The 23,242-nt window shown below is 27.5% G+C and carries 29 protein-coding genes; 19 read left to right on the top strand and 10 right to left on the bottom strand.

Annotated elements, in window-relative coordinates:
• Positions 1–23 precede the first annotated feature (23 nt).
• The 8 genes from gap (at position 24) to CVOLT_RS02020 (ending at position 7,014) form a co-directional block, all read left to right on the top strand.
• The gene (gene gap / locus CVOLT_RS02055) at positions 24–1,019 is read left to right on the top strand and encodes a type I glyceraldehyde-3-phosphate dehydrogenase (RefSeq protein ID WP_039665227.1); all 996 of its coding nucleotides are present in this window, start codon (positions 24–26) and stop codon (positions 1,017–1,019) included.
• Between the two features lie 2 nt (positions 1,020–1,021).
• On the top strand, positions 1,022–2,224 hold the full coding sequence (locus tag CVOLT_RS02050; RefSeq protein WP_039665226.1) for a phosphoglycerate kinase: 1,203 nt from the start codon (positions 1,022–1,024) through the stop codon (positions 2,222–2,224).
• Positions 2,221–2,901 carry a triose-phosphate isomerase gene (locus tag CVOLT_RS02045; RefSeq protein ID WP_039665225.1) on the top strand — a complete coding sequence of 227 codons (681 nt, stop codon included), beginning with the start codon at positions 2,221–2,223 and terminating at the stop codon, positions 2,899–2,901. Before CVOLT_RS02050 ends, CVOLT_RS02045 begins: the two co-directional genes overlap by 4 nt.
• 3 nt (positions 2,902–2,904) lie before the next feature.
• The gene (locus CVOLT_RS02040; RefSeq protein WP_039665224.1) at positions 2,905–4,536 is read left to right on the top strand and encodes a hydrogenase small subunit; all 1,632 of its coding nucleotides are present in this window, start codon (positions 2,905–2,907) and stop codon (positions 4,534–4,536) included.
• A 117-nt stretch (positions 4,537–4,653) separates the two neighbouring features.
• Positions 4,654–5,199 (top strand): invasion antigen I, encoded by a 546-nt coding sequence (locus CVOLT_RS02035; protein WP_039665223.1) that lies wholly within the window; start codon positions 4,654–4,656, stop codon positions 5,197–5,199.
• Positions 5,200–5,208: 9 nt separating this feature from the next.
• Entirely contained in the window at positions 5,209–5,901 is a 693-nt protein-coding gene (gene dut / locus CVOLT_RS02030) for a dUTPase (protein WP_039665222.1), read from the top strand.
• Positions 5,898–6,608, top strand: coding sequence for an EI24 domain-containing protein (locus CVOLT_RS02025; RefSeq protein WP_039665221.1), 711 nt, complete (start codon positions 5,898–5,900; stop codon positions 6,606–6,608). The genes dut and CVOLT_RS02025 overlap by 4 nt, the downstream gene beginning before the upstream one ends.
• Complete coding sequence (locus CVOLT_RS02020) at positions 6,601–7,014, top strand: pyridoxine 5'-phosphate oxidase family protein (RefSeq protein WP_039665220.1); 414 nt, start codon at positions 6,601–6,603, stop codon at positions 7,012–7,014. The genes CVOLT_RS02025 and CVOLT_RS02020 overlap by 8 nt, the downstream gene beginning before the upstream one ends.
• A gap of 16 nt (positions 7,015–7,030) precedes the next feature.
• Here CVOLT_RS02020 and fldA read toward each other — a convergent pair whose 3' ends face one another.
• The 5 genes from fldA to CVOLT_RS01995 all read right to left on the bottom strand — a co-directional run bounded on the left by fldA (position 7,031) and on the right by CVOLT_RS01995 (position 10,506).
• Positions 7,031–7,522 (bottom strand): flavodoxin FldA, encoded by a 492-nt coding sequence (gene fldA / locus CVOLT_RS02015; protein WP_039665219.1) that lies wholly within the window; start codon positions 7,520–7,522, stop codon positions 7,031–7,033.
• A complete protein-coding gene (locus CVOLT_RS02010) occupies positions 7,522–8,187 on the bottom strand; it encodes a hypothetical protein (RefSeq protein ID WP_052243155.1) in 666 nt (221 codons plus the stop codon). Before CVOLT_RS02010 ends, fldA begins: the two co-directional genes overlap by 1 nt.
• Before the next feature lie 4 nt (positions 8,188–8,191).
• A complete protein-coding gene (locus CVOLT_RS02005) occupies positions 8,192–8,509 on the bottom strand; it encodes a DUF2325 domain-containing protein (protein ID WP_039665218.1) in 318 nt (105 codons plus the stop codon).
• 85 nt (positions 8,510–8,594) lie between these two features.
• Positions 8,595–9,716 (bottom strand): tRNA pseudouridine(13) synthase TruD, encoded by a 1,122-nt coding sequence (gene truD / locus CVOLT_RS02000; RefSeq protein WP_084059231.1) that lies wholly within the window; start codon positions 9,714–9,716, stop codon positions 8,595–8,597.
• A complete protein-coding gene (locus CVOLT_RS01995) occupies positions 9,685–10,506 on the bottom strand; it encodes a thiamine-phosphate kinase (protein ID WP_039665216.1) in 822 nt (273 codons plus the stop codon). The genes truD and CVOLT_RS01995 overlap by 32 nt, the downstream gene beginning before the upstream one ends.
• Before the next feature lie 98 nt (positions 10,507–10,604).
• Between CVOLT_RS01995 and CVOLT_RS01990 the strand changes: the two genes are divergently transcribed.
• From CVOLT_RS01990 to CVOLT_RS01940, 11 genes are read left to right on the top strand one after another with little or no spacing between them, the layout of a single operon-like run.
• Positions 10,605–11,243 carry a DUF5644 domain-containing protein gene (locus CVOLT_RS01990; RefSeq protein WP_052243154.1) on the top strand — a complete coding sequence of 213 codons (639 nt, stop codon included), beginning with the start codon at positions 10,605–10,607 and terminating at the stop codon, positions 11,241–11,243.
• An 11-nt stretch (positions 11,244–11,254) separates the two neighbouring features.
• Positions 11,255–11,947, top strand: coding sequence for an HdrB C-terminal domain-containing protein (locus tag CVOLT_RS01985; protein ID WP_052243153.1), 693 nt, complete (start codon positions 11,255–11,257; stop codon positions 11,945–11,947).
• Positions 11,944–12,339, top strand: a complete 396-nt coding sequence (locus CVOLT_RS01980) for a hypothetical protein (protein WP_039665215.1) — start codon at positions 11,944–11,946, stop codon at positions 12,337–12,339. Before CVOLT_RS01985 ends, CVOLT_RS01980 begins: the two co-directional genes overlap by 4 nt.
• The gene (locus tag CVOLT_RS01975; protein WP_039665214.1) at positions 12,332–12,988 is read left to right on the top strand and encodes an RsmD family RNA methyltransferase; all 657 of its coding nucleotides are present in this window, start codon (positions 12,332–12,334) and stop codon (positions 12,986–12,988) included. The genes CVOLT_RS01980 and CVOLT_RS01975 overlap by 8 nt, the downstream gene beginning before the upstream one ends.
• 58 nt (positions 12,989–13,046) lie before the next feature.
• Entirely contained in the window at positions 13,047–14,093 is a 1,047-nt protein-coding gene (locus tag CVOLT_RS01970) for a flagellar basal body P-ring protein FlgI (RefSeq protein ID WP_039665213.1), read from the top strand.
• Positions 14,093–14,458, top strand: a complete 366-nt coding sequence (locus tag CVOLT_RS01965) for a rod-binding protein (protein WP_039665212.1) — start codon at positions 14,093–14,095, stop codon at positions 14,456–14,458. The genes CVOLT_RS01970 and CVOLT_RS01965 overlap by 1 nt, the downstream gene beginning before the upstream one ends.
• Before the next feature lie 58 nt (positions 14,459–14,516).
• Complete coding sequence (locus CVOLT_RS01960) at positions 14,517–14,723, top strand: hypothetical protein (RefSeq protein WP_039665211.1); 207 nt, start codon at positions 14,517–14,519, stop codon at positions 14,721–14,723.
• Positions 14,724–14,766: 43 nt separating this feature from the next.
• Positions 14,767–15,201 carry a flagellar protein FlgN gene (locus CVOLT_RS01955; protein WP_039665210.1) on the top strand — a complete coding sequence of 145 codons (435 nt, stop codon included), beginning with the start codon at positions 14,767–14,769 and terminating at the stop codon, positions 15,199–15,201.
• 10 nt (positions 15,202–15,211) lie between these two features.
• The gene (flgK, locus tag CVOLT_RS01950; RefSeq protein WP_039665209.1) at positions 15,212–17,041 is read left to right on the top strand and encodes a flagellar hook-associated protein FlgK; all 1,830 of its coding nucleotides are present in this window, start codon (positions 15,212–15,214) and stop codon (positions 17,039–17,041) included.
• The gene (locus tag CVOLT_RS01945) at positions 17,041–17,790 is read left to right on the top strand and encodes a TIGR02757 family protein (protein WP_039665208.1); all 750 of its coding nucleotides are present in this window, start codon (positions 17,041–17,043) and stop codon (positions 17,788–17,790) included. Before flgK ends, CVOLT_RS01945 begins: the two co-directional genes overlap by 1 nt.
• On the top strand, positions 17,775–18,530 hold the full coding sequence (locus CVOLT_RS01940; protein ID WP_039665207.1) for a TSUP family transporter: 756 nt from the start codon (positions 17,775–17,777) through the stop codon (positions 18,528–18,530). The genes CVOLT_RS01945 and CVOLT_RS01940 overlap by 16 nt, the downstream gene beginning before the upstream one ends.
• On the opposite strand, the gene CVOLT_RS01935 is transcribed toward CVOLT_RS01940, so the two are convergent.
• Genes CVOLT_RS01935 through CVOLT_RS01915 form a run of 5 tightly spaced genes read right to left on the bottom strand, consistent with a single transcriptional unit; the run spans position 18,527 to position 23,241 of the window.
• The gene (locus tag CVOLT_RS01935) at positions 18,527–19,690 is read right to left on the bottom strand and encodes a type II secretion system F family protein (RefSeq protein WP_132038053.1); all 1,164 of its coding nucleotides are present in this window, start codon (positions 19,688–19,690) and stop codon (positions 18,527–18,529) included. The two genes, CVOLT_RS01940 and CVOLT_RS01935, sit on opposite strands and share 4 nt — an antisense overlap.
• On the bottom strand, positions 19,687–21,246 hold the full coding sequence (locus CVOLT_RS01930; RefSeq protein ID WP_039665205.1) for a transformation system, type II secretion system ATPase CtsE: 1,560 nt from the start codon (positions 21,244–21,246) through the stop codon (positions 19,687–19,689). The genes CVOLT_RS01935 and CVOLT_RS01930 overlap by 4 nt, the downstream gene beginning before the upstream one ends.
• Positions 21,233–21,571, bottom strand: a complete 339-nt coding sequence (locus CVOLT_RS01925; RefSeq protein ID WP_052243152.1) for a transformation system, membrane protein CtsX — start codon at positions 21,569–21,571, stop codon at positions 21,233–21,235. The genes CVOLT_RS01930 and CVOLT_RS01925 overlap by 14 nt, the downstream gene beginning before the upstream one ends.
• Positions 21,552–22,937, bottom strand: a complete 1,386-nt coding sequence (gene mshL / locus CVOLT_RS01920; RefSeq protein WP_039666237.1) for a pilus (MSHA type) biogenesis protein MshL — start codon at positions 22,935–22,937, stop codon at positions 21,552–21,554. Before mshL ends, CVOLT_RS01925 begins: the two co-directional genes overlap by 20 nt.
• A complete protein-coding gene (locus CVOLT_RS01915) occupies positions 22,915–23,241 on the bottom strand; it encodes a hypothetical protein (protein WP_039665204.1) in 327 nt (108 codons plus the stop codon). Before CVOLT_RS01915 ends, mshL begins: the two co-directional genes overlap by 23 nt.
• Between the last annotated feature and the right edge of the window lies 1 nt (position 23,242).

Here is a 23,242-nt window from a genome sequence, read left to right as displayed (position 1 = left end):
TTAATCATAAAAAGGAAATGAAAATGGCTGTAAAAGTTGCAATAAATGGTTTTGGACGCATTGGAAGATGTGTTGCAAGGATTATCATGAAACGCGATGATATAGAACTTGTAGCGATCAATGATACTACCGATATAGAACTTACTAAATATCTTTTTAAATACGACACAGTGCATGGAGTATATGAAGGTAGTGTTGAAAATGATGGAGATGATTTAATTATTGATAATAAAAAAATAAAAGTTTTAAAAAGCAGAAATGTAGCGGATTTAGATTTTGCAAAATATGGAGCACAAATTGTTTTAGAATGCACAGGAGCACATTTAACCTTAGAAAAATGTCAAGGGTTTTTAGATCATGGTATAGAAAAAGTTATCATGAGTGCTCCAGCAAAAGACAACACTCCAACTTATGTTTTAGGAGTAAATGCACATCATTATAAAGGTGAAAAAATTATTTCTAATGCAAGTTGTACTACAAATTGTTTAGGACCAATATGTAGAGTTTTACAAGATAATTTTGGTATAGAAAAAGGTTTAATGACCACTATACATGCTTACACCAATGGCCAAAGTATTATCGATGCAAAAGCTAGAGATAAAAGAAGATCTCGTGCTGCTGCGCAAAATATCATCCCAACTTCTACCGGAGCTGCTAAAGCTATGAAACTTGTCATGCCTGAACTTGATGGAAGATTACATGGCCAAAGTATGCGTGTTCCAGTAGCTGATGTATCAACTGTAGATTTAACCGCAACTTTAAAAACAAAAGTTACCAAAGAACAAATCAATGAAGCTTTCAAAACAGCCGCAAACACAAATTTAAAAGGCTTATTACTTGTTGATGATGATCAAAGAGTTTCAAGCGATTTTATAACTTGCTCATATGGAGCAATTGTTGCGAGTGATTTAACTCAAGTCATTTGTGATGATTTTGTTAAAGTAGTTGCTTGGTATGATAATGAATGGGGTTATTCTTCTCGTTTAGTTGATATGGCAGTATTTATCGCAAAGGCTTAATAATGAGTAATATTTTATCAATCAAAGACATAGATTTAGCTAATAAAAAAGTTTTTATAAGATGTGATTTTAATGTGCCTCAAGATGAATTTTTAAATATCACAGACGATCGTCGCATAAGATCAGCCATTCCTACTATAAGATATTGCTTAGATAATGGTTGCAGTGTTATTTTAGCTTCACATTTAGGTCGTCCAAAAGAGATTGCTTCTAAATATTCTTTAGAACCTGTTGCAAAAAGACTTGCTAGGTTAATGAATAAAGAAGTAATCATGGCTAAAGATATTATCGGCGAAGATGCTAAAAAGAAAACTGGTCAATTACAAAAAAGTGAAATTTTACTTTTAGAAAATTTACGCTTTGAAAAAGGTGAAACAAAAAATGATGAAAATTTAGCCAAAGAACTTGCATCTATGGCTGATGTTTATATTAATGATGCTTTTGGAGTTTGCCATAGAGCTCACTCAAGTGTAGAAGCTATTACAAAATTTTTTGATAATACCCACAAAGGTGCTGGATTTTTACTACAAAAAGAAATAGAATTTGCAAGTAATCTTATCAAGCATCCTGCTCGTCCTTTTGTAGCTGTGGTTGGTGGGTCTAAAGTAAGTGGTAAATTACAAGCTTTGACTAATTTACTTCCAAAAGTGGATAAACTTATCATAGGTGGAGGTATGGCCTTTACTTTTTTAAAGGCACAAGGCTATGACATAGGAAATTCGCTTTTAGAAGAAGATTTAATAGAAGAAGCAAATAAAATTCTATCAAAAAGTAAAGAATTAGGAGTAAAAATTTATCTTCCTGTTGATGTAACTGCTGCACAAACTTGCTCGCAAGAAGCAGTGATGAAGTATGTTCCTGTACAAGAAATTCCATCTGGCTGGATGGGACTTGATATAGGACCTGCTAGTGTGAGATTATTTAAAGAAGCGCTTTCAGATGCGCAAACTATATGGTGGAATGGACCTATGGGGGTTTTTGAAATAGATAAATTCTCAAAAGGTAGTATCAAAATGAGTCATTATATTAGCGAATCTCATGCAACTACTGTCATTGGCGGTGGTGATACTGCTGATGTTGTAGCAAGAGCTGGTGATGCTGATGAAATGACCTTTATCTCTACTGGTGGAGGTGCGTCATTAGAACTTATAGAAGGAAAAGAACTCCCTGGAGTTAAACCTTTAATGGCAAAAGGCGATGAATGATTTTTGCTGCAAATTTAAAATGTAATCACACAAGAGCTAGTTTTGAAAATTATGCTAAAGAAATCAATTCTTATCAAAATAATGAAGATGAAATTTTCATCTTCCCTCCAAGTACAGCTTTTTCTAACTTAAAACTTAATTTTTTCCAAGGTGCACAAAATTTTTACCCTTGCAAAAATGGGGCATATACTGGAGAAATCGCTCAAGAACACTTAGAAGAATTTAACATTCAAAGTGTATTAATAGGTCATTCTGAAAGAAGAACTTTAGGAGAAAGTGAAGAATTCTTAAGAGCAAAATTTGATTTTGCAAAAAATCTTGGCTATAACATTATCTATTGTATAGGAGAAAGTCTAGAAACAAAACAGGCTAAAAAAAGTTTAGATTTTTTAAAAAACCAATTAGATAATATCGATCTAAATTACAATAAACTTATCATCGCTTATGAACCAATTTATTCTATAGGCACAGGAGTTAGCGCAGATAGTAAAGATATCGAAGAAGTTTTGAATTTTTTAAGCCAATTTGGTTCAAATAAATTTTTATATGGTGGAAGTGTTAATCAAGAAAACATTAAAACCATATGCAGTTTAAAAAATTGCCACGGGGTATTAGTGGGTTCAGCTGCTTTAAAAGCAGATAATTTTTTAAAAATGATACAAATTGCCAAAGGATAAAATATGTCTTTAAGCAACGAAGAGCTACAAAAAATTCTTGAACAAAAAATTGCACTTTTAGAAAAAGAAAATAAAGAAGAAAAAAATATCAATTTAGAAGCCGTTAGTGCTATTGTTAAAATTTTAGCTCTTCCAAATGAGTTTATACCATTAGCTCATAGATATTTTCAACTTCACACGCCACCTAGTTTAATATGGCTACATTTAAGTGAATGTACAGGTTGTAGTGAAAGTTTGCTTAGGACATCTTTGCCTGATTTTTTAGATTTAATTTTTGATTTTATCTCGTTAGAATATCATGAAACTCTTATGAGTGCAAGTGGGCATCAAGCTGAAAATCATTTAGAGCAAATTTTAAACACAAAAGATTATCTTTTAGCAGTAGAAGGCGGAGTATGCGCGATAGATCCATTTTACCTTACCATAGGAGCTTGCGGAGAAAATGGATATGAAATTTTACAAAAATGTGCAAAAAACGCTAAGAGCATATTTGCCATAGGAACTTGCTCAAGTTATGGAGGAATTCAAGCAGCACATCCAAATCCTACCAAAAGCATTGGAATCTCTAAGGTTTTAGAAGAAAAGATTATCAATGTACCAGGATGTCCTCCAAGTGATATCAATATCATTGCAACACTTTGTTTTTATATACTTTTTGAACAAAATATGGCCCTAGATGAACAAAATAGACCTTTAGCTCTTTATGGAAAATGCTTACATGATCTATGCGAAAGAAAAGCCAAATTTGAAGCTGGAAATTTTGCTCAAAGTTTTGATGATGAAAATATAAAACAAGGATATTGCTTATTTAAAGTAGGTTGCAAAGGACCCTATGCTTATAATAATTGTCCTAAAGTTAAATTTAATTCCAAAACCTCTTGGCCAGTAGCTGCAGGACATGGATGTATAGCTTGTAGTGAAGAAAATTTTTGGGATGATTTTGGATTTTATGAAAAACCCATGAGTAATGAATTTGCTTATAATAATTTTTCATCACTACATCAAATTTCACAAGCTAAAAATTTCAAACTAAATGATTTAAATGCAAAAAATATCATTTTAACTTTTACAAATCCAACTCAAATTTTATACCAAAGTGCTCAAAATTGTAATTTTTTAGATTTTTCTTTTGAAAGCAATCCTAGATTATTCTTAAATACTTTTGCTAAAACAAAAATTGCTTTAACTTTGGTTCAAAACTATAAAGATTCTTTTAAAAATTATTATGATTTTATACAAAATTCTTACGATGAAGAAAGTAAAATAAGTCAAAATATACTTGATTTATTTTATTTTACATATCCTTTTATCAGTGGAGAAAAATTAAAAACTATTGATGATTTTTTAGATCTTGCACTTGCTTATAAATTTAAACATCCTAGCAAATTTGATTTTAAAACCACACTTAATGAGCAAGCAAAATTAGATATCAATAAGGCTTTAAGAATGCCTTTAATTTATATGCTTGGTGGGCTCGATAAAGAAGCTATTGCATATGGACTGGTATATTCTATAAAAGAACACTTAAAACAAGCCTTGCAAGCTTGTAAAAATTTACACCAAAAAGAACAAATTTTACTTCATTGTGACAATGAAAAAATACTTAAAGTTTTTGGGGATTTATCGAGCATTTAAAACTTGATATTACAATATTTTAAATATTAAAAATTTTATAGTTTTAATTTAAGAAATTAGTTAAATTTTCAACACTTTTACCGATTTAATTTTTGACTAAATTTGAAAGGATATAGCATGCAAGTTTCTGGTTTGAATTCTCAAAGTTTTTCAATGGATATTAAAACAAAAAGTGGCAATCATCTTTCATTTGCTATGTATGACAAAAAAGAGGTAAATTATGAAAAAGATGACAACTCTACCTCTTTGAGTTTAAGACGACAATTTGGTTTTTCTTTTTCATATACTGGAACCAAACTTTCAGAAGATGATATAAAAGAAATTAAAGATGCAGTTGCTAAATTCCAACCACAAATTGATGAATTTATGAAAAATTCAAGAGTAGGAAGCTTACAGCCTAAAGAATTAATCACCGCTGCAATGAAAATAGGCGATGCTTTACCTGAGCCAAAAAGCGAAGAGTATAAAAAAGCTACCTTACATGAATTACTCAATACTATGGATAAGAGCTTAAAACAAGAATTGGGCAAAACTGATCTTGATGATGTTAAAAAACAACTTTTCCAAGATAGTGCTAAATTACTAGAAGAAATTTGGGAAAATTACAATAAACAAAAAGAAAAAAAAGAAGAAAATAATAAAGAATTTGGATTTTACGCATAAGGCTTAACAATGAAAGCAAAAGATATCTTAAAAAGTATGCTCGAACTTCAACAAAAACTAAATGATGATACCAATGGCATAGGATGGGAAAATGGCTATACAAAAGAAGGTAAATTAATTAGTTTTAGAAGATGTATTTATATGGAATGTGCTGAACTTATAGATTCTTTTGCTTGGAAACATTGGAAAAATATCAATACACCTGCAAACTGGGATAATGTTCGCATTGAAATTGTAGATATTTGGCATTTTATTATGAGTTTAATTTTAGAAGAATACAAAGAAAAAAATGTTACAGATAAAAATTTCATCGCAGAAGAAGTTTCATCTGTAACTTTTTTTGATGATTTTTGTAAAGACAATACTATTCCAAATGATGCTGATATATATGGAATTTTAAATGATATTGAACTAATCATTCATAAATGTAGCGGTTTTGACTATGATTTAGGTGAGCTTTTGAGTGTATATTTTGTCTTAGCTAGAAAATGTGGATTGAGCTTTTTTGATCTTTATAAAATTTACATAGGCAAAAATATCTTAAATCAATTTAGACAAGAAAATGGCTATAAAAATGGCACTTATAAAAAAATATGGAATGGCATAGAAGATAATGAAGTTTTAAACCAAATTCTAAAAGAAAGCTTAGATTATCAAGAAATTTATAAAAAACTCCAAGAAGTCTATAAAAATATAAAATGAGTATATTTTATCTTAGTTTGCAAGATTTTCTTAGCAAACCATTTTTAAAATTTTCTTTTTTGCCTTTGTTTTTTAGTGTAATACTTTTAAGCTTATGTGTATATTTTACTTATGATGCATTTTTTTCTTATTTAGATTCTTTTACAAGCAATTCTTGGTTTGCTTGGTTTTTTAGTTTTAGCATAGTTCAGTTTTCCTTAGCATTTTTAAGTGCTATAGGTGGTTTTTTTATCATTATTTTTGCTTCTGTTTTCATGTCTATGCTGATTATATCTTTTTTAACACCTTATATTGTAAAAAAAATTAATGCTAAGTATTACAACTATAGCATTGATACAGAGGTTAAATTTTCTGTAGTTTTATTTAAAATTTTTAAAATTTTAATTATAGGAAGTATTTTATTTATCTTGGCAACTATTTTACTCATCATTCCTTTTGTGAGTATTTTTATATATTATGGAGTTTTTTATTATTTATTTCATAAATTTTTAATTCTTGATGTATCAAGTTGTGTTTTAGATGAAGAAAAATTTCAAACTTTTTTTGAAAATTCTTCTCCTTTGTATTTTAAAATTACAACCTTTGTGTTTTTTATGCTTTCTAGTATTCCTTTGCTTGGTTTGTTTTTACAAGTATTTTATGTAATTTTTTTAAGTCATATGTTTTATCAAAAAACATTATCTTTACAAGCTAAAAATTATGCATGAAAAAATTCAAGATTTTATTCTTTCACAAAAAGTTCTAAGCTTAGGCATTCTTGATGATGATCAAGGAGTTTATTGTGCAAGTTGTTACTATGCTTTTGATGTAAAAAATTTAGCTTTAATTTTTGCAAGTCATTCTCATACAAAACACATACAACTTGCTTATAAATATCCAAATATTTCAGCAAATATTGCTTATGATAACAACACATTAAAATTTATCAAAGGACTTCAAATCAAAGCAATTTTCAAAGAAGCAACAAAAGAACAAGAAAAAATATATTTTAAAAAATTTGCCTTTGCTAAATTTAGTGATGCAAATTTATACGCGCTAGAAATTCAATGGGCAAAATATACAGATAATCAAATTTTATTAAATAAAAAATTAGAATTTAAAAGATGCCTATAAAGACATCTTTGATTTTTTAAGAAAAAGAAGGTTTGATTTGTTCTATCCAAGTATTAATTCTATTTTCAGTTAAATCTTCATGATTGTCATTATCTAATGCTAATCCTACAAATTTATCGCCTTCAACCGCATCGCTTGCTTCAAAAGTATAACCTCCAGTTGAAACCGCACCTACTAAATTTGCACCAGCTGATTTAAGCCCTTGAGCTAGTTTTCCCATACCGCTACAATATGTATCAGAATAACTCTCGCTATCTCCCATACCAAAAACCGCTACTGTTTTACCGCTAAGATTTAATTTTGAAAAATCAAATCCATCCCAATCATCTTGTAAATCACCACTTCCCCAAGTAGAAGTTCCGCAAATTAATTTATCATAAGAATTAATCTTATCCGCATCAATATCTGCGATATTTAATACATCAGAAATACCTAATTTTTCAGCGATCATATTAGCTGCACCTTCTGTGTTCCCCATAGAACTTCCAAAAATTACTGCTACTGACATCAACATCTCCTTAAAATTTGATTATTAATAGTATAAGGTACTAATTTTAGCAAAGTATTATTATTTTCACATAAAAAAGCTCTTATTTGTTTATAATGAGTGAAATTTTCACTCCTTGGATACACAATGTAAAATTTTTCAAACGAATTTTCACTAATATACCTTAATGCTTGCTGTATATCTTTATCTTGATTTTGATCAAATTTTGCTAATATAGCCATTTTATCTTCTATAATGCACAAATTATTTTTAAATCTCATTTTTAATTTAGGATTGCTTTTACAAATTTTATCAAAAACAAAATTTTCAAATGCAATTTGTGGGTTTATTAAAAAACTATCATTTGATATACTTAATATCATTTTTGCAAGTGATGATTTTGGAATTTTATTTTCTAGTTTAATACTAGTGCTATTTACATAAGCTTGAATAATATTTTTAGAATAAAAACACTTAATATCATCACTTTCTTGTAATAAATCTTTAATCCTTAAAATAAATAATTCTTTTAAATTTTGTGCTTTATTTGCATATTTATATGGAATTTTCATATCATCTTCATTTAAAGCATTATAAAAATTTAAAAATATATAATTTATTTCATATAAGGAATAATTTTTAAAAACATCTGGGATAAATTGGCGATTTTGACTAAATCCAAACATCGATTTATCCTTTTTTTGCACATTTATACTCTTGATCTAATCCAAATACCTTACAATACTCACAATACACACAACTAACACTTCGTTTAGCACATACTAATGGTATATTTCTTTTTTTAGCTTCTGTTTTGATTTTTTTCATAGTATTATGATTTAAAAAACTTGTAAGCATAACAATACATTGTGTGTTTTGCGGGATAGGTTTTCTATTTACCCTATTTTCATTTCTAGCATCCCAATGTTCTATATCTTTTGCACCTAAATTTGTTAAAACTGCCTTAATAGGGGTGATCTCATCTGCACCAATAACCAAAACTGACATTTTACTCCTTTAGTAAAAAATGATAATGGTTATTATAATTTATAAAAAATAAATTTTAACTGATATTAAATATCATTTTTAAATTTTATTCGTTAATGTCTTTGTGCAAAATCTCCTCTAAAACTACAGTTGCATAAGAACCTTTTTGCAAGAAAAATTCTAAAATAAAATGAGCCTTTTCTTCATCATAATGATACTTACAATCTTGCATATATGACCATAAAAATCGCCTAGAACCTTGCATTTGAGCTTTATACTTATAAAAATCACTAAAAATTCCATCTTCTATTTTTAAAGCTAAGCTATCATTTTGACTCTCATAAGCTTTTGCTCCAATTAAAAGCCCCATAGCGCTAATGTCTTTTTGTATAAATCTTTGCACCTCATCTTCTAAATTTTCACAAATAAAACATTTTCCAAAAGGATAATGACCTAAAACTTCCCCTTGAAGCAATTTAAAAAATTGTTTTTGCTGTTTTAAATTTTTGTATTCTTGTGTATTAAAGGTATAAATTTGTTTGATTTCTTTTTCACTAAATTCTTGCATAAAATGAGAAATTTCCACTCTTTTACTCAAATATCTATTAAAAAGCTCACTTTGAAAAGCAGAAATTAAAAATTCTTGCATTTTTTTATTTTTTATTTTTTTGCCTTGTAAAATTTCCAAACCTTGCAAAAAATTATCCTGAAATTTTCCAAAACGCTGATAGCCAAAATAATTAGCAAAACCTTGAATTTTTAAATTATTAAAAGCTTGCTCTATCTTAAGCGCATCCACACTAGAAACTTTTTTTAATCTTATAAAAAATGAATTTCCTTTTAAATGACCTATACGAAGTTTATTATCATGGATAAAAGTTTCTAAAATTTTCATTTTTTCGTGTTTAAAATTTTTTAAATTTTCTTCAAATTTTTTAGGCATTGAGATATATTGCGTGGTTAAACCTTGCTTGTCTTTTAATCCACAATATCCAAAATCTCTTATTTTCACACCACTTTGCTCACTTAAAATTCTTAAAGCCTCGCTTGTGCTTAAATCTTTTTTTTGTATATGTAAAATAAGATGCTCACCCTTACCACTAAATTCATACAAGGGTTTTTCTCTAACCACAAAATCATTGCTATTTTTGGAAAAATATACATCAATAAGGCTATGCTTTAAAGCATAAAGTGGTTTAAAAATGGTGTTCTTTTCCATAATATTTATACCTTCCAGTTTTAGTTTTGGCAAAAATATTTAATTTTACTCTATGTTTTTTTGCCATATTTTTAATATAAGCTTTATATTTTTTATCAAATGCAAATAAAATTTCATATTCTTCTGCACTATTTAATTCAAAGAAATTTAATTTTTTTAAAAATGTAACACTTAAGCGATTTATAGCAAGCATTCTTGATAAATCTTTATTCAAACCATCTGATATATCCATACTTACTCTTATTTTTTTAGCTATATCGTAAAAAAATTTTTGTTTTAAATTGGGCCTTATAGAGCGATGGTTAGAATGTAAGAAAAATCCATTTTGTAAAATTTTTAAACCCTTAATACTATCACCTAATTTTCCACTAAAAGCTAAAAGATCGCCTTTTTTTAAACCTTTACGATAGATAGCTTTTTGGTTGATTTTAGAAATAAGGGTTAAAGAAATATTGATTTTATCATCAGAAATTGTATCACCACCAATGATTTGTATATCAAATTTTTTTGCTTCTTTAAGCAAACCATTTTGAAGTTTTTTTACCTCATCAAAAGAAATATCCTTTGGCAATGAAAGTCCTAAAAGAACATATTTTGGAGTTGAATTCATTACAATTGCATCAGAAATATTAACAAGCATAGCCTTTGCTCCAATTTGCTCTAAACTCATCCATGATCTTTTAAAATGAACATTTTCACAAAATAAATCTTTAGAATAACAATACCCATCAACAACAGCTCCATCATCGCCATTGATAGGATTAGCAAAAGCTTTAATAATCAATTTTTCCTTATCCATGTGAATATTTTATACAAAATGAATTTAATTTTCTATAATAATCAAATTTTTATAAGTTTAAAATGTATATAATGAAAAATAACACCAAGGATTAGGATATGAAAATCATTTTAAGAATTTTTCGTTTTGATAAAAATAGTGATTATTTAGCTTATTATAAGCCTTATGTTTATGATAGCGATGATTTTCAAAGCGTTTATGATCTACTTTTACAAGTAAAAAAAGATGATATATATTTTGATTTTGATGAAAACTCTGAAAGTTGTATCAAAATCAATCAAATAGCAATCAGACAAAGAAGAAATTTAAAAAATATTATCCAAGAATTTGGAACAGAACTTATCATAGAACCGCTTGATACCAAAAGAGCTATTAAAGATCTCATCATGGATAAAAGTGATTTTTATGACAAACTTCATTTATTTGATGGTCTAATAGATACTCATGATATAGAACTTTATAAACAATATGATTTTTTATATTACACAAGTGAGGTTAGGGAATTTTTACCTCAATACTTAGGAGATAGCTTTTTTATATTTGCATACAAAATGTTGCTAAAATATCCTGATAAAACTCCTCAATTTTTAAAATTAGTTGCCAATGAAGAAAATGGAATTTACTATCATACAACTTTTAAAAATTTTATTTCATTTAATGAATCAGACTATGAAGCTTACATTAAAGAGCTTAAAAAAATGCTTGTTAAAGCAGGCTATGCAAGAAGTATATTTTAAAGGATATTTTAATGTATAATATTTACACTAATAACAATAACGATTTATTTTGTTTTTTTGATATCATAAAAGATGCTCTAGATGCGATAGAAATTAAAAATAAAATTTGCGAAAAACCTTTAGGAAAAAATTATTTTATCATTGATTATAATCCTGAACATATCCTAAAAGAATACGAAAGAATGATGAATGATGATAATATCTTAGCATGCGAATTTAGCTCTTATGATATTATGAATAAAATTGAAAAAATTCAATATGCACCTGATATTTTTCTACAACATCTAAGCAAAAATCATATTATAAAAAACTTTAGCAATTTTAATGCGTGTATTTACCAAGGAGAATTTGAAACACAATCATCTTTGAAATTGTTAAATTTGCTTGATGCTAAAATTATAGATTTTGAAAGAAAACACAAATCTTGCGGATATAGCTTTTTAAATTTAAATCCAGAATTAGCATATCAAATGGCAGCAGCGATTGTCTTAGATGCTTATGATAGCGGAAGTGATTTTTTAGTCGTTGAAGATTTTTATGCTTTTTATATGTTTGATAAATGTTTTAAACAATTACAAACTATTTCTGGAAGAAATTTTGAAGATTTTTATATTTTAACCTTTGCAGAACTTGCAAATTTAGCCTTAGGTATAGTACCATATACTTTGAAAAAACATTCCTTAAAAGTGAGTTTAGTAGAATGAAAATTTCTCTTGAGTGTAAAGATTTAATTTTAGAAAAAACTTTAGAACTTCTTTTAAAAGATCATTTGGTTTTAAAAAAAGATTGTGATTTTATAATTTGTGATGAAAAAATTCACTCACAAAAACCACAATTTATTATTAGTAAAAATTCCGTTTTTTTAAATATACCTTTTAGTAGCGAAGAGCTATTAAATGCTCTAGAAGATTATAATACGAGTTTGCAAAATATTGCTTATAAAATAGCATATCGTGAAAAAAAATTGATGAATCAAAAATGCCAAGCGATATTAGAAGAACTTCGTAATGAAAGTCATAAAAAAATTGATGAAATATTTGATATTTATAAAATGCAAATAAAAAATCTCATCCAAGAAGAACACAATAATGCCTAAAAATGAAGAATTTAAAAGCGTCAAAGACTTTTTAAATTCTTACACAAAAGAAGATAAAAAACAAAATAAAATAAAAAATCAAAAACTATATTCTTGTATAGAAAGTGGTTCTTATAAAGGTAAAAAAATTCTTTTGCCCAATTTAAATACAACTAGAAGCACTAAATCCATAGTAAAAGCTTGTGTTTTTAATGTTTTGCGTTTTCACTTACGAAATAAAATTTTTATTGAAGCATTTGGAGGAAGCGCTTCTATGGCTCTTGAAGCACGCAGTAATGGTTGCTTAAAAAGCTATGCTATAGAATTAGATAAAAAAGCTTATCAAATAGCTTTGAAAAATGCTTGCAATATAGATAAAAATACTATTTGTTTTAATGATGATACTTTTATAAAAACACCGCAAATCATACAAAATACAAAAGAAGAAATCATTTTATATCTTGATCCACCTTTTGATATACGAGAGGGTTTTATAGATATTTATGAAAAAACTTTAAAGATGATTCAAGCACTACAAACTAATAATCTTAAATTTATAATACTTGAACACTCTAGTGCTTTTAAAACTCCGCAAGAAATTAACCATTTTACTAAAAATAAAGAAAAAAAATTTGGCAATACCACTTTAAGTTTTTATACATCAAAATAATTTTGGAATCATTTTTGCTTTAATCTAATGTAAAAGCAACAGATTAAAGGAAGAATCGATGAGAATATTATTATTTTTCATGGCTTTTAGCATTAGTTTATATGCAGCTACTATCAAAGAATTAACCAATGTTGTAGGCGTTAGAGATAATCAGCTTATAGGATATGGTTTAGTTGTTGGATTAAACGGAAGTGGTGATGGAACAAGTAGTGAATTTACCTTACAATCAATCTCAAATATGCTTCAAGGTATGAATGTAAAAGTTAGTCCAGGAGATATCAAATCAAAAAATACTGCTGCGGTAATGGTTACAGCTAAATTACCTGCTTTTGCAAGAAGTGGTGATAAGCTTGATGTTAGCGTAGCTTCATTAGGCGATGCTAAATCTTTACAAGGTGGAACCTTACTTATGACTGCTTTAAAAGGTGTAGATGGTGAAATTTATGCAGTAGCTCAAGGTTCATTAGCTATTGGCGGACTTAGCCCAAGACCTGGTGCAGCTGGAACACACTCAACTTCAGCTAATGTTATCAATGGTGCAGTTGTTGAAAGAGAAATTCCACAAAATTTTAGTCAAAATGATGATTTAATACTAAGTTTAAAAGAAGCTGATTTTAAAACAGCAAATAATATAGAAAGAGTTTTAAATGCTGTTTTTGATACAGACATAGCTAAAGCTTTAGATTCTAGAACTATCAAGCTCGTTAAACCTGAAGAATTTTCTCATGTAGAATTTATGGCTAGAGTTTTAGAACAAGATATTGCCTATACTCCTGAAAGTAAAGTAATTATAGATGAAAGAACTGGCACTATCGTAGCTGGTGTAAATATAGAAGTAGAACCTATATTAATCACTCACAAAGATATAACTATAAAAATCGATCCAAACAACAATACAGCATTAGCACAAAATGAAATAGATATGAAAGATGGTGGAATTTTAGATCCTGTTTCAAATACTTTAAAAATCACAAACACCAAAACAACAGTAGCAAATATAGCAAGAATGCTCAATAAACTTGGGGCTACTCCAAATGACATCATAGCTATCATGCAAAATTTAAAAAGAGCTGGCGCAATTAGTGCTGAATTAGAGGTGATATAATGAGAGTTGATAATTATTTAGCTAGTAAAAATTATAGTAGCAATCTTTATGAAAGCATCACTAAACATAACAATAGCTACAAAGCAGCTAAAAACTATGCAGATAGTGCTTTTAAAAATGATATAACTCATATCCAAGCCTTAAATGATGAAGATAAAGCCTTAAAAGAACAAACTGATGCTTTTGAAGCTTTCTTAATTAAAAGTGTTTTAGATATTTCTTTAAAACAAGAAAATTCTTTGTTTGGCAAAGATGCAAGCGATGAAATTTATTCATCTATGTATAATGATACTATGAGTAAGGCTTTAAGCGGTGGCTTAGGATTTTCAAAATTATTATTTGATTATTTAAAAGAAAGGGGTTAAGTTATTTTTTTATTTGTCGATGTATCTTCTAGAGTTTTAATAGAAGCGGAGGCTTAAAATGATAAACCCGGTACATCAAGGTTATGTAGCTCAACAAATTGCTACAGATTTAAATAAAACAGAAAATAAAGAAAACAACAAGGCAAAAGAAACTCAAAAAACAGAGGAAAGTAAAGCTGCTCAGATTGCTGCTCAGATTAAAAATGGTGATTATAAAATAGATTTACCATCAACCTCAAAAGCAATAGCAGATTCTTTACTATAAATTTTCCATCCTTTTTTGGGTTTTGCCCAAGAAAGGATAGAAAATGGTTAAAAAATACTTAGACGAAACAAATTCAATTTTAGAAAAATTAATCAATCTTACAATCGAAGATATCACTCAAATTCAAGCTGCAAATCATAAACATGTAAGTAAAAGTGTCGAAGATAAAACAAAACTTATAAGCGATTTTCAACTTGCCAAAAAAAATCTTGATCAAGCCTTGATAGATTTAAGCAATCAAGGTAACAATAAAGGCTTAGATGAGCTTTTAGATGATGAAGATAAAGAAAAACTCGCTCTTTTAAAGCAAAATTTAAATACCTTACATCAAAAAAATAAAGAATACGCTAAATTAGTTCTTGTGATTAAAGATTTTTATGACAATCTTTTAAATGCCATGTTTGAACAAAATGGAACAAATAATGCTTATGGAGATAAAAAAACTATTCCAGATTCATTGTTTAAAATGAATGTTTAAAGGCTAAAGCATGGGAATTTTTGATAGTTTATATACTGGAGTTAGTGGTATAAAAGCTGCTGAACTTCAAATCAACACAACAGGTAATAACATCTCTAACGCAGGTGCGGTTTTTTATACAAGACAAAGAGCTGTGCAAAGCTCTGCTATGTCAGTAGAAAGAGGTGGTTTAACTTTAGGAACTGGAACTCAAATTGATACCATTAAAAGATTGCATGATGAGCATTCTTATTATAAATTAAAAAATGCCACCACCCAACAACAATACACAGACTATTTAGGAAAAATTTTACAAGAAGCAAGTCAAAGATTTCCTGATATGCAAGGAACTGGTATATTGCAAGATTATAAAAACTACTATGATGCATGGAATAATTTTGCTTCAAATCCAAATGACACAGCTAGTAAAATAGATCTAGTAGAAAGTGCTAATACTCTAACTCAAAATATTCAAAAAACCTTACAATCTCTTGATCAAATGCAACAAACTGTTAATGAACAAATTAAACAAACAGTAGATGAAATTAACAGCATAGGCGAAGAAATCGCAAATATCAATAAACAGCTTGAACAAGCAGAAGTTTTACCAACTGATAATGCTAATCAACTAAGAGATAGAAGAGATGAGTTAGAATTAAGACTTTCAAAATTAGTTGATGCGGTAGCTTGGAAAGGAAAAGCTACCCAAGATAACACTTTAGAAACGACTATGACTGATTCTGGAAAATACTATGATTTAAGTATTCAAGGATTTAGTATAGTTAATGGATCAAGTTTTCATCCTTTAAAACTTGATGATAATAATCCTCAAGGATTTTATCAAATTTATTATGAAGTAAATGATGAAAATAGATATGATTTAACTAGCAAAATAACAGGGGGTCAATTAGGTGCTCAACTAGACCTTAGAGGAAGAAATTATGATGGAAATCATGATACTTATAGCGATGGTATCTTACAAGATTATAAAGATATGCTAAATACTTTCACTAAAACTCTTATCACCCAAACAAATAATGTCTATGCCCAAGCTGCCACAGATAAAGTAAATTCTGATGATTTAAAAGGATTGAAACCAAATACCTCATTAATGAGCTATGATAAAAATATCCAAGCTGGTAGTTTTGATCTTGTTATATATGATAATCAAGGCAAAGAAGTTGCCAAAAGAACTATAAATATAGATGTTAATACCACCATAGAAGATGTAGTTAAACAAATCAATGCAGATATTGATGATAATAAAGATGGAAAACCTGAAAATGATTTAAATGACTTTTTTAATGCTTTTTATCACTACGATGGACAAAGTGATAGTGGAAATTTACAAGTTGGAGCTTTAAAAGAAGGTTATAAAATAGCTTTTAAAGATAATGGCACGAATTTCCCAGGAGCTTTAAATGTTTCATCATTTTTTAACGGACAAGATGCAAGCAATATCAATGTAAATTCAAGTATTAGAAATGATCCAAACACTTTAAAAGGAAGTGCTACTGGAATAGATGGTAATAATGAAGTGGCAAATGCTATGTTACAACTTCAAACCAAAAAAGTAAATTTTTATAACAAAGATGGGACAGTAGATAGCTTAACACTAGATGGATATTATAGAAAATTCACTGGACAAATTGCTTCCAATGCTGAAAGCAATGGCTTTACACATGCTACAAATTCAACTGTTTTAAATACAGTTTATGCAGAATATCAATCAAAAAGCGGTGTGAATACAAACGAAGAATTAGCGTCTCTTATACAATATCAAGCAAGTTATGGAGCAGCAGCTAAAATAGTAACCACAGTAGATCAAATGCTAGATACCCTACTTGGCTTAAAATCTTAATGCATATAAAAGCTCTTTTAGATGATCTTGTACTAGATAAAAATACACAAAAAGAGCTTTTTTCTCACCCTGATCCTTTACAAATTGCAAGTATATATAAAAATCCAACCATAGCCTTAATTTGTGCTTTGTTTGCATATGGTAATGCAAAAAATATTGTCAATTTTTTACAAAAACTTGATTTTTCTCTTTTAGAAAGCAATGAAAAAACTATCATGCAAGAAAGCAAAAACTTAACATATCGTTTTCAAAATTCTCAAGATATTGCTCAAATATTTATTACCTTAAAAAGATTGCAAAATGAAGATAGTATAGAAAATATTTTCACCAAAGCTTACAAAAAAGAACAAAATATCATAGATGCAATTTCAAATTTTATCGATACTATATATAAAATAAACCCTTATCGAAGCTATGGTTATGAATTTTTCTTTTCTAAAAAATTTCAAAGACCAAAATCTACCTTCAAAAGATACAATATGTATTTAAGATGGATGGTAAGAAAAGATGAAATAGATTTGGGACTTTTTAAAGATATAGATAAAAAAGATCTCTTAATACCTCTTGATACTCATACTCACAAAATTTCATTAGAGCTTAAGCTTTTAAGGCGTAAGATTTATGATTTTAAAAGCGTATTGGAATTGACTAAAAATTTACAAAAACTAGATCCAAAAGATCCTATAAAATATGACTTTGCTTTATACAGAATCGGACAAAATAAGGAAATTTTATGGAACTTGAGCTAAGCTATTATGTAATATTATTTTTTGTAGCAATTTTTGCAGGATGTGTTGATGCTATAGTTGGAGGAGGTGGGCTTATCACTATACCTGCTTTATTTGCTTGTGGAATACCTCCTCATTTGGCTTTAGCTACAAATAAACTTCAAAGCACTTTTGGCTCTTTTACAGCTGTATTAGCTTATAGAAAATCCATGCAAATAGAAAAAATTGCTTTGGGAATTTTATTTACTGCAATTGGCGCTATTTTAGGAACATATAGCGTTTTACTAATCAATCAAGATAGTGTGAAAATCATAGTTTTAATATGTCTTGTTTTAATTTTTCTTTATACTATTTTTAAACCAAATATTGGAAATACTCAACACAAAGCCAAAATGAGCACTACTAGCTTTCAAATCATTTTTGGTTTATTAATAGGTTTTTATGATGGTTTTTTAGGGCCTGGGACGGGTTCTTTTTGGATATTTGCTTGTGTGATATTTTTAGGTTTTAGCATGAAAAATGCCAGCATTAACACTAAAATTTTAAATTTTACAAGCAATATAGTAGCCTTGGCTGTATTTTTATATTCTTATGAAGTACTATGGAAAGTTGGGATTTTAATGGGCATAGGACAAATTTTAGGCGCATTTGTTGGTTCAAAACTTGTTTTAAAAACTCAAGGAACATTCATTAAAAAACTTTTTTTAACCATGGTAGCTCTAACCATAGCTAAAGTTGCGTATGATTATTTGATTTCTTAAATTCCTTGCGTGATTTGCCACATTGGTAAAAATACCCCCAAAGCAAGAATTAAAATCATCAATGCCATAAATACAATCATCAATGGTTCAAGCATTATAAAGATTTTTCGAACATATTCTTCTTTTTTTTGCTCAAAAAATAAAGCAAGCTCATAAGTACTTTCCTCAAGCTTAGAACTTTTCAAACCTAAATTTATCATTCTAATAACAAAGGATTCAAAAATATTAATGCGTAAAAAAGCTTCAGCCAAATTTAATCCTGATTCAAATGAGACTATAGCTTTAGCAATGTTAGCTTTTAAAAATTTGTTTTGCACACCATTATTAGACATTTTAAGTGCTTTTTTAGCATCTATACCTGATTTTAATAAATACGAAAAAATGATAAAAAAACAAAATTTATCCTGATATGCGATGATATTTCCAAATATAGGCATATGAAAAAGTATCTTATCAAACAAAAAAGATTTTTTATATAAAATATACACACATGTAGTCAAAACACCCAAGCAAAAAAATATAGCCCAAAAATAACTAGCTAAAAAATCTCCTATAAAAAATAAAATTTTTGTAATCATAGGCAATTGCAAATCAAGCTGAATAAATAAATTCTTAAATTCAGGCAATACAAAAAACATCAATACAAAAAAAGCAAAAATTATACTTATAAAAACCAAAATAGGATATGAAATAGCTTTTTTAAATTGTTTTAAATTTTTTATTTGTTTTTCTTTTAAAGCTATGATTATTTTAAATGCTTCATTTAATTCCTCTTTACCCTCGCAAATTTTTAAAATAGCTAGTTCTCTAGGATTAAATAAATCTTTAAAAGCTTCTTCATATGTTGAACCATTTTTAAGTCTTTGATATATCTGATTAAACATAAAAGTTATTTTTTTGTCATAAGAATGCTGTGAAAATTCTAAAACTGCTTCTTGCAAACTAAGACCTGCTTTTAAAATCATATGCAAATCTTTAAGGATAAAAATTAACTCTTCTTCTTTGATTTTTATATTTTTTTGCGCAAAATACTCTTTTACCTCCACCAAAGTATCATATTTTTGCAAAGCTTTAATTCTAGCTTCATAAAGATTTTTTGCTTTAATGATGCTTTGTTTTTCTTTGTGATTAAAAATATAAGTTATTATAAACTCTTTCAAAATAAAACTTTCCAAATTTCTTCTATAGAAGTAAGGCCTTTTTTGACCTTATCCAATGCATCTTCACTTAAAGATAAAAAATCATTTTTTAAAATATAAGCTTGTATTTGTTCAAAAGAAGAATTATTTTCAATCAAATTTTTAACATTTGCATCTAAAAATAAAAACTCTGCTATCATAATTCTTCCCTTATAGCCACTCATCATGCATTTTGGGCAACCCTTAGCTTTATAAAATTTTCCATTTATTGTTTGATTTTTATAAACAATTTCGCTAATTTCTTCTTTGCATTCACAAAGCTTACGCACCAAACGCTGAGCAATGATTAAATTTAAAGATCTTGCTATAAGATAAGACTTAGCTCCCATATGCATCATTCTAAAGATTGCCTCTAAAGCATTATTAGTATGCAAAGTGCTAAAAACTAAATGTCCGCTCAAGGAAGCTTTTAAAACTATATCTAAACTTTCTTCATCTCTAATTTCTCCTATCATTATAACATCAGGATCTTGTCTTAAAACTCCCCTTAAAGCCCTAGAAAAATCAAAATCGGCTTTAGAATTTAAAAGAATTTGTTGAGCTTTTGTTAATTTATATTCTATAGGATCTTCTAAAGTGATAATTTTTTTATTCTCATCAAGTTCGTTTAACAAACTATGCATAAAAGTGCTTTTCCCGCTTCCTGTTGGCCCACAAAATAAAATCAAACCACTCAAAGCTTGTATATTAAGTTTTATTTTCTTAAGAATCTTATCGTTAATCAAAAGATTTTCTAACTGAAAAATATTTTTTTCTTGTTTTAAAATCCTTATTACCGTACTTTGTCCAAACAATAAAGGCATAATAGAAACCCTAAAATCATATTGTTGATCTTGGATACATTTACTAAAACTTCCATCTTGAGCATTTCTTTGCTCTACAACATTAAGCAAAGATATAATTTTTATATGAGTAAGCAATGCTTGATAAATTTCATGAGTAAAACAAATAATAATTTGTAAAATTCCATCGATTCTAAATCTTAATTTCACCATATTTTCTAAAGGTTCAAAATGAATATCACTTGCTTTTAAAAAACTAGCATAAGATAAAATCAAAAATAAAATTTGCTCTAAAAAATCCCCTTCTTTATTGTTTTGAGAATTTAAAATTTTTTCTACTTCATAGGAATAATTTTGAAATTTTATTAAAAATTTAATTTTTTCAAAAAAATATTCAAATTTTGTAAATTCAACTATAAAAATATGGATATTTTTATCTCGAAAAATATTTTGTAATTTTTCTAAAACTTCACCATACAAAGGCTTGTAAGAAATAATTTTTATACACTCATCATTTTCTTCAAAACATAAAATTTCATATTTTTCTATAAGAGCAAGAGGTAAGTTATATAAATATTTTTCAAAATCAAATTTATCATTTAAATCTAAAAATTGTAGTTCATATTCTAAAGCTAATTTTTGAAAAAAATCTTTATCTAATGATAAAAGCTCATTATGAGTAAGCATATTATCTATCAAGTTTTGAACAATATCTCTATATTTAATAACTTGCATTTAATACTTTTTCATATTCTTCTTTAGCTTTTAATGCTTGATCAATTTGCCCTTGTTTCATTTTAGAATTAATAAAAATTAGCCAAGCATCTTTTTCTAAATACTCAATTTCATTTGCTTCTATAGCCCAAAATGAAGAATTTTTATAATCTTTTATACTATAAAAATACTGGGCTAAATTTAAAGCATTGATATAACTTGGATCATTAATAAATTTTTCATATAAAATCAAAGAATCTATATTCTCTTTTTTAATGCTAATTTTTGCTTTTAATTTTGAAAAAGCTAAAAACATGATTAACATACTAAAACATATGATCTTCATTTTTAAAACCCAAATCTTTTAAATTTAGTATCTTTTTATCTTCTTTGATTATAGTTGGCTTGATGATAAAAACAATTTCGCTAACATCTTCTATATTTTGCTTACCTTGAAATAATAATCCAAAAATAGGTATTTTAGAAAGTAAATTGATTTCATTTTGATTGTTAATGCTATTTTTACTAATCAAACCACCTAAAATTAAAGTTTGAGAATCTTCCACTTCTACAACAGTTGAAAGCTTTTTTTGTATAGTATCGGGCGCAATATTTCTTGGTTTATTTTGACGATGATTATCAACACTATATTTAAAATCACTCAAACTAGGATTTATCCTAAGCATAATCTTATGATCATCTGAAATTTCTGGCAAAATATTAAGTAAAATTCCTACAAAAATAGAATAATTATTATAAGTTTCACTAATTGTACTTCCATTTTCAGTGCCTTTAGAACTTTCTTTAACTTGATAATTTATAGTATCACCTATAGAAATAATTGCTTGTTGATTATTTAAAGCCATAAGTTTTGGATTAGAAAGCACCGTGGTTTTACCATTTTCTTGCAATAAATTTATAATTGCTTGAGTTTGGATATTTGCTTTTAAATTGATATTTTTAATACCACCTTTATTTATGATAAAATCTTTATCATCGCCATTTAACCTAAAAGCGAGTTCTTGCCAATTAATTCCACTAGAATGATTTTTATTTAAATGTACAGCAACTATACTCACATCAATTAAAACTTGTTTTTTCAATCGTTTATTTAAATCATTTAAATAATTTTGCACCCTTGTAATTTCATATGGAGTAGCTTGTAAGGTAATGATTCCCGCATTGGTATTAATAATGGGCTTAGTAGTATTTTCATCAAGTAAAGCTTGAATTTCTTCTGCAATTTTCTCCCAAAAATCAAACCTATCAGTGCTTATAACCAAATTATCTGCTTCTTTATTAGAATGTTCATATTCTCCTTGTCTTGGTCTTGAATCCACTGAAGCTTTAGTGATACTTTGTCCTTCTCTAATAGAGCTAATATAATGAATTTTAAAAGTCTTTACTACTTTTCCATAAATTTTTAAAATATTTTTTTCATAATCATAAGCAAGATTATTTTCTTTCAACAAAAGATTAAAAATTTCTCTTAAAGACATTTTTCTAATGTGAAGATAATTTTGAGCGGTATTTAGTTTCTTTTGCGCTAAAGAATCTTTTACAATGATACTAAAGCCACATTCTTTACCAAGCTCATTTAAAATTTCTAATAATGTACTTTTAGAATCAACACTGATATCAAAAACCCTTTGATGACATGAATTTGCAAAAACTTGAGTAAAACATATACTAATAAATAATAATATTATTATTTTTCTCATATAAATTTAAAACCATCTCTTCTTTATTATTTTTTATAAGTAAAACTTGAAATCTATCTATTTTAATAATTTTAAATCCATTAATTTCATCATTTAACATATACCATACATCATTAATTTTAACTTTGTTTGACATTATAGCTTGTAATGAAAAATTAAAATCTACATGAGATTTTTGTTGAAAAAAAGGATCTTGTAATGTGCTTAAATCCACATCACAAGATTTGTTAAAAATAAAATGATCAGCGCTATAAGCACTAATCACCATTATAAAGATAAAAAAATTTTTAAGCAAT

Origin of the sequence: Campylobacter volucris (assembly GCF_008245045.1) — a bacterium.
GTDB classification, from domain to species: domain Bacteria; phylum Campylobacterota; class Campylobacteria; order Campylobacterales; family Campylobacteraceae; genus Campylobacter_D; species Campylobacter_D volucris.
Note: the sequence above shows the minus strand (reverse complement) of the source record. Positions and strands in the feature narration are given on the sequence as shown.